7 protein-coding genes are annotated in these 7,033 nt (G+C 44.9%); all 7 read left to right on the top strand.

Annotation, left to right across the window (positions count from 1 at the left end; genetic code table 11):
- Positions 1-400: 400 nt before the first annotated feature.
- Entirely contained in the window at positions 401-1,486 is a 1,086-nt protein-coding gene (gene mutY, locus ACX0G9_RS31335; protein ID WP_459068943.1) for an A/G-specific adenine glycosylase, read from the top strand.
- A gap of 132 nt (positions 1,487-1,618) precedes the next feature.
- Positions 1,619-2,053, top strand: coding sequence for a single-stranded DNA-binding protein (locus ACX0G9_RS31330; protein WP_459068942.1), 435 nt, complete (start codon positions 1,619-1,621; stop codon positions 2,051-2,053).
- A 153-nt stretch (positions 2,054-2,206) separates the two neighbouring features.
- Positions 2,207-3,544, top strand: a complete 1,338-nt coding sequence (gene gldE / locus ACX0G9_RS31325) for a gliding motility-associated protein GldE (protein ID WP_459068941.1) — start codon at positions 2,207-2,209, stop codon at positions 3,542-3,544.
- 78 nt (positions 3,545-3,622) lie between these two features.
- Positions 3,623-4,264, top strand: a complete 642-nt coding sequence (gldD, locus tag ACX0G9_RS31320; protein WP_459068940.1) for a gliding motility lipoprotein GldD — start codon at positions 3,623-3,625, stop codon at positions 4,262-4,264.
- Positions 4,265-4,366: 102 nt separating this feature from the next.
- Positions 4,367-4,954 carry a DUF3109 family protein gene (locus tag ACX0G9_RS31315; protein WP_459068939.1) on the top strand — a complete coding sequence of 196 codons (588 nt, stop codon included), beginning with the start codon at positions 4,367-4,369 and terminating at the stop codon, positions 4,952-4,954.
- A gap of 58 nt (positions 4,955-5,012) precedes the next feature.
- Positions 5,013-6,389, top strand: a complete 1,377-nt coding sequence (locus tag ACX0G9_RS31310) for a LutB/LldF family L-lactate oxidation iron-sulfur protein (RefSeq protein ID WP_459068938.1) — start codon at positions 5,013-5,015, stop codon at positions 6,387-6,389.
- The coding region (locus ACX0G9_RS31305; RefSeq protein ID WP_459068937.1) for a DUF7033 domain-containing protein at positions 6,365-7,033 on the top strand (669 nt) is incomplete at its 3' end. The genes ACX0G9_RS31310 and ACX0G9_RS31305, both read left to right, overlap by 25 nt.

The following is a 7,033-nucleotide window of genomic DNA, read 5'->3' as shown; positions in this document are numbered from 1 at the left end:
ATGGTCTCATGCAGTCGCCCAGGGGGCTCGTGTCATCTGGCGATAATTATTTTTCAATGGTCAGATGCAGTCGACCCCGGGGGTCTCGTGTCATTCGGTAATAATTATTTTTCAATGGTCTCATGCAGTCGCCCAGGGGGCTCGTGTCATCTGGCGATAATTATTTTTCAATGGTCAGATGCAGTCGACCCGGGGGGTCTCGTGCATCTGGCAAAAATTATTTTCATAAGTCAGGTACTAAATTTGATTTACTTCCGGTTGTGTCCTGATAAATCTGTTTGTAATGGCCGGATTAAGGCAATATTGGCCATAATCATGTCAAAATCCTATATTCCGTATCAAAATAATAGATTTGATTTGTTTCTGCAAGAATTCTCTAAAATATTGATTGTGAATTTTTATGGCGATAAGAAAAGCCGACTTTACTAAAAATCTCCTGAAATGGCATAAAACGGATAATAACCGGGAAATGCCCTGGAAAGGGGAGAAGGATCCCTATAAGATCTGGCTGAGCGAGGTGATCCTGCAACAAACACGTGTTGAACAAGGGTGGGCTTACTATGAACGCTTCCTGGTAGCCTATCCAACGGTCCACGATCTGGCACAGGCGCCTGAACAACAGGTATTTAAGCTTTGGGAAGGTCTCGGATATTATAACCGGTGCCGGAATCTGATCCAAACGGCCAAAAAGATCTCGGATGTCTATAAAGGCCGGTTTCCCTCCACGTATGAGGAGATCCGCGAACTGAAGGGGATCGGACCTTATACCGGGGCAGCGATAGCCTCTTTTGCCTTCGATCTTCCCTATGCCGTGGTGGATGGCAATGTGGTTCGGGTACTTGCCCGGTATTTTGGCATTTCGACTCCTGTCGATACGACGGCGGGAAAGAAGTTGTTTGCCGAACTGGCGGACGCCTTATTGGACAAGACAACGGCTGGTCTTTATAATCAGGCCATTATGGATTTCGGAGCCGTTGTATGCAAGCCAAGGAACCCTTTATGCCCTGTCTGCGTGCAAAAGAAGGATTGCCAGGCATATAAAGGCGGCAGGGTTGCCCAATTGCCGGTAAAAGAGAAAACGATCCAAAAGAAGACGCGCTGGCTCTATTATTTTATAATTGAAGTTCCTGGTGAGAAAGTCTACATACGCCAGCGGAAAGAAAAGGATATCTGGGAAGATTTATTCGAATTCGTGCTCTGGGAAACGGACAAGGCTGTTTATCCCGATGACCTCCTCAGGTCCGATTTTGCCCTCGCTCTTTTCGGAAAGCAGTCTCTCACAGTCAGGTATATATCCAGAATATACCGGCAGGAGTTAAGTCATCAGACTATCCAGGGCCAGTTTATTACGATCAGCCTGAAAAAACCCTTACCCGATCTAAAAAATCACCTATTGGTGGATAAGCAGAAAATGAAAGAATACCCCTTTCCGAAGTTTATAAATGCCTGGCTTCAGGACCCGACCCCCATGCAAAGTTTATTCTAAGAGATTTTCCGCATACTTATTTCCTGTAAGGGCCTTGGGAAGGGTAGAAAAATTTATCTTTTTGGATGAAAAAATTTAATTTTAAGAGGAATTGGGATTGTAGGCAAGATTTATAAATTTCAAACTTCTTCTATGAGAGGCGTAAACAGGGTGATGCTAATCGGAAATTTAGGGAAAGACCCGGATGTACAACACCTCGAAGGAAATATTGCGGTTGCAAAATTCTCGTTGGCGACTACGGAGACATTTAAAGACAGGGCGGGAAAGCTGATCTCTCAAACAGAATGGCATACGGTGGTTTTATGGCGCGGTTTGGCGGAGCTCGCACAAAAATACCTGCACAAAGGCAGTCTGGTCTATATTGAAGGGAGGTTAAGGACCCGTAGCTGGGAGGACAAGGAAGGAAATAAGAAATTTGCTACCGAAGTGGTCGGGGACAACCTCATTATGCTGGATAAACGCTCTGATGGCATCTCTCATCCCCCTATTCACCATGAAGGACTGGAGGGTTTGGGGAATTCGGACACCCCCCCCATCGGAGAACCCTCCGAAGATCTGCCATTTTAAACCTTTTCCCCCAAACATCGACAATTGCTCTTGACTGATAAGACTTTAAGTATAAAAGAATTTATTAGATTTGCCAGTGTCATAAGGTGAATAGTACAGGCAGGCCTTCATGACCTGCCTGTCTGATAGTATTATAAACGAAACCCGATAATTTTGGATCTCCCTTTAACAAAACTGTTTTTCACAGGTAATTTTTCTTCCATTTTCCTGGTAATAAATCCACAGGCTACTACTATCCTTGCCATTATCATTCTTTTTTTGTTGATCATTTCCTTTGTAGTTGCCGGATCCGAAGTGGCCTTTTTTTCCCTGACCTATAAGGACATCAATATTCTGAAGACCAAGCAGGATACTTCCTGGAAACGGATCGTCAGCTTACTGGAAGAACCCAAAGCCCTGATGGCCTCCATGCTGATTGCCAACAGTATCGTAAATATCGCCATCATCATTCTGGCCAATTTCCTCATCGATGAATTGGTTCTCCTGAAACAAAACTTCTGGTTGTTTGAATTCCTGATAAAAGTGATCCTGGTGGCTTTTGTAGTGGTTTTGTTCGGAGAGGTAATGCCCAAGGTCTGGGCCACCCAGAATAACCTGCAATTTGCCTATTATACATCGGGTATCGTAGAGATCATTCACTTGTTGTTCCGGAGGATCAGTCTTTGGGCTGTACATCGGTCTGAAAACCTGGAGCGTTTTTTTGGAAGCAGGAAATCTGCCTTCAGCCTGGAAAAACTAGACTATGAAATCGATCAGTCCACAGATAATGACGCATCGGAAGAGGAAAAGAATATCCTGAAAGGCATCATCAAATTCGGTAGCATTACTGTGAAGCAAATAATGATAACCAGGCTGGATGTAAACGGGATTGAATACGGAATATCTTTTGCCGGGCTCAAACAGCAGGTGGAAGAATTACATTATTCCCGTTTGCCGGTATACAAAAAAAGTCTGGATGATCTGGCCGGCATGATCCATACCAAGGATCTGATCCCTCATCTGAATGAACCGGACGATTTTAACTGGCGGGATTTGCTTCGCCCTCCTTATTTTGTCCATGAACATAAGCTGATCGAAGATCTTCTGCAGGAATTTCAGCAAAAGAGGGTCCATTTTGCGGTAGTCGTCGATGAGTTCGGAGGCACCAGCGGGATCGTAACCCTGGAAGATATCCTGGAAGAGGTCATCGGAGAGATAAAAGATGAGTTCGATGAAGAAGAAAGTGCGAACCGGCAATTGGAGGATGGCAGTTATATTTTCGAAGGAAGAACGATGCTTAATGATGTTTGTAAGGCAATGAATCTGTCGGTAGAAACCTTTGATAAGGTAAAAGGGGAAAGTGATTCGCTGGCAGGGCTGATTTTGGAACTTTCCGGCGAGATCCCCAAAGTGAACGATGTAATCCCTTGTGGTGATTTTGAATTTACCATACTGGACGCAGATAGCAGCCGGATCAAAAAAGTAAAAGTGGCGATCAGGATGCAGGCCTGACATGGCTTCTATGAACTTTGAACCAACCCGGCCGTCTGAATGAGTATAAGACATTTATAATAAAATCAAGTGTTGAAGTTGAATAAAAGGACGTTTTTAACCGGAACCAGGGCTATTGCCCTTTTTCTGATTGCCGGCATATATTTTTCCTGTAACAGTGTTTACACACCCAAACGCCGGGGTTATTACAAAATAAATTTCCCCGCCCATCAATACCAGACCTTCCAACAGGCGGGATATCCTTACACCTTTGAATATCCGGTATATGCCACGATACTGCGGGATACCAGTTTTTTTGAAGCTGCCCCGGAGAACCCATACTGGATAAACATCGATTTTCCCCGTTTTAATGCCAGGATCTATATCAGTTATAAAGAAATAGGACGGAATAGTTTTGAAAAACTCAGGGAAGACGCCTATAAGATGACCTTCAAACATACTTATAAGGCCAATTCCATAGAGGATTCCCTCATGAAGACACCAAACGGGGTAAGCGGGGTCTTTTTCCGTGTGGGCGGCAATGCGGCCACCGCCAAACAATTCTTTGTTACCGATTCGACCAAACATTTTTTGCGTGGCGCCCTCTATTTCGATTCTACTCCCAATGAAGACTCCCTGGGGATTGTAAACCGGTTCCTCCAGGAAGATATGGGGCATCTTATCAATACTTTCAGATGGATCCCCCCCAGCCCCCTGAAGGGGGAGTACCCCAGCCCCTAAAGAGGGAGTAAAAATTCATTAGATTTGCATAATTAATATGAAGTATTTTTTTAAACAATTTTTAATTAATACTCCCCCTTCAGGGGGCTGGGGGGAATATATATGATAGCAATTGACAATATTCTGGTTAGCGACCTCATTATCGAGGAACAATTCGTTTGTGATCTTAACAAGTGCAAAGGGGGTTGTTGCGAAGACGGGGATGCCGGTGCTCCGCTTGAAAAGGAAGAGATGGATCATATCAACGCCGTTTACGAGATCGTAAAACCATATCTTACCCCGGCTGGTATAAAAGAGATCGAAAGCAGGGGCCGTTATAATTATGACCGCGAATTCGGATGGGTTACCCCGACCATTGAAGGGAAAATGTGTGCCTATGGTTTCCGGGATGAAAAGGGGGTTATAAAATGCGGCATCGAGCAGGCTTATTACGATGGTAAGACCACCTGGAAAAAGCCCATCAGTTGTCATTTATACCCGATCAAGATCAATAAGACAAAAGAAGGGGAAGTGGTGAACTATGAGCCGCGTGAAACCATGTGCAGCCCTGCTTGTGCCCTTGGAAAAAAATTAAAAGTGCCCGCTTATGTGTTTTTGAAGGAATCCCTGATCCGCAAATACGGTGAAGACTTCTATGCAGCCTTGGAGCAGGTAGCCAAAAAGTTTTATAAAAATCCGGTCCGGCCCTAAAACCCACCACCCAACCCCCGAAAGGGGAGGGATTAACACTATTAATCAATTTAGGCCCATGACAGAAACTGCCGCAAAATTTATTGCCCGGAGTACCGTAAAGTCGGAGGACCTGGATCATCGCAAAAAAATCAACTTTAATATTGGCCGTTACAATGCCGTGGTTCCGCAGGGCAAACAACAGTTCGCCGAACTGAACCTGGCCAGGGAGAGGGCAAAAAATATTAAATGGAAGGCGATTGAAAACCTTGACAAACAACTCGAAGAGTTCGAAACGACCTTTATCAAAAGAGGGGGGAGGGTCATTTGGGCGGAGAATTCAGCGCAGGCACTAGCTGAGATCCTGGCGATTTGTAAAGAAAAGAAATGCAGGACCATTGTGAAGAGCAAAAGTATGGTCACCGAGGAGATTAAATTGAATGATTTCCTGGAGGAAAATGAGATAGAAAGTATCGAGACCGATCTGGGAGAATATATCCAGCAGCTTGACGGAGAGCCGCCTTATCATATCGTTACACCGGCTATGCATAAGAGCAAGGAGGATGTTGCGAAATTGTTCCATGAGAAATTGCATACCAAACCGGGGTTAAGTCCGGAGCAGCTCACGTTGGTCGCCCGTGAGCGGTTGAGGGAAAAATATGTTCAGGCGGAGATCGGCATTACCGGAGCGAATTTTATTATTTCGGATATCGGCGGCATTGCCCTTACGGAAAATGAAGGGAATGCACGCCTGAGCTGTGCCTTTCCAAAGACCCATATTGTCATCGTTGGCCTGGAGAAAGTAATTCCTTCCATGACAGACCTTGGATTGTTCTGGCCCTTGCTGGCCACTTTCGGTACAGGGCAGCGGGTAACTGTATATAATACCATTATCACAGGACCAAAACAGCCCGGCGAAACGGATGGCCCTGAAGACATGATCGTGATCCTGCTGGACAATGGAAGGACCAATATCCTGGCCAATGAAAAGTCCAGGGAAAGCCTTTATTGTATCCGTTGCGGGGCCTGTCTGAATGCTTGTCCGATTTATAAGAACATCGGGGGACATAGTTACGGGACTACATATAGTGGTCCTATCGGTTCGGTAATCACTCCCCACCTGAAAGATATGGACGAATGGAAGCATCTGAGTTATGCTTCTTCCCTGTGCGGAAACTGCACGGAAGTCTGCGCAGTGAAGATCAATCTGCATGAACTGTTACTTGAAAACCGCTCTGAAGCGGTAGAGAAGGGATATTCCACCTGGTCGGAAAAAATAGCCTGGAAAGCATGGAAAAAGGCGAGCATGAACAGGGGGATGATGAATCTGGGTAACCGGAAGCTAAAGAATTGGATGGTAAACAAACTATTCAAAGGCTGGACGGCACATCGGAGTGAACTGGATTTTTCGCCGCAAACTTTTAATGAAAGATGGAAGTCGGAGCGGGAAAGCTGATCCCTGAATGTATGCTTTTATATACCCCACATATAACACCAAGACTTCGGTACATTGTTGATTTCATTGGCAAAGAATTGTTTGACAGTCCCATTGTTATCACCACCGACAGAGAAGAGTTTTCCGGAGCTGCCGTTCCCCGTCTGAACTACTCGCAAACCGAGATCGCAGAAAGCGATTTTTTTATACGGCCGGTATCGTTGTTGTTCGAATCTCATATTGAGGATACGCTGATCGAATGTTTCGAACTTAATTATCACAAAGCTTTTTATGAGACGGCAGGTGATTTCCCCTTTGATATATTTGCTGCTTCCTTTTACCTTCTCAGCCGTTATGAAGAATATCTTCCGCATAGTAAAGATGAGTTTGGACGCTTTGCCCATGATCAGTCGCTGGCTTTTCGTGAAGGTTTCCTCGGTATTCCTTTGATCAATATCTGGATGCAGGAATTTAAAAAGGCCCTTATCAAAAAACATTCCGGTCTAAACTTCCGTTATCCATCCTTTAAATTCATTCCGACCTACGATATCGATATTGCCTATTCCTATCTCCATAAAGGCTGGAAGAGAAATGTATTTGGTTTGCTGCGGTCTTTGATTAACGGAGACTGGTACCGGGTGAAAGAACGTGGAGCGGTATTACTG

Source organism: Flavitalea flava (assembly GCF_054461575.1).
The sequence above is the reverse complement of the archived record's forward strand: the minus strand, read 5'-3'. Positions and strand labels throughout refer to the sequence as shown.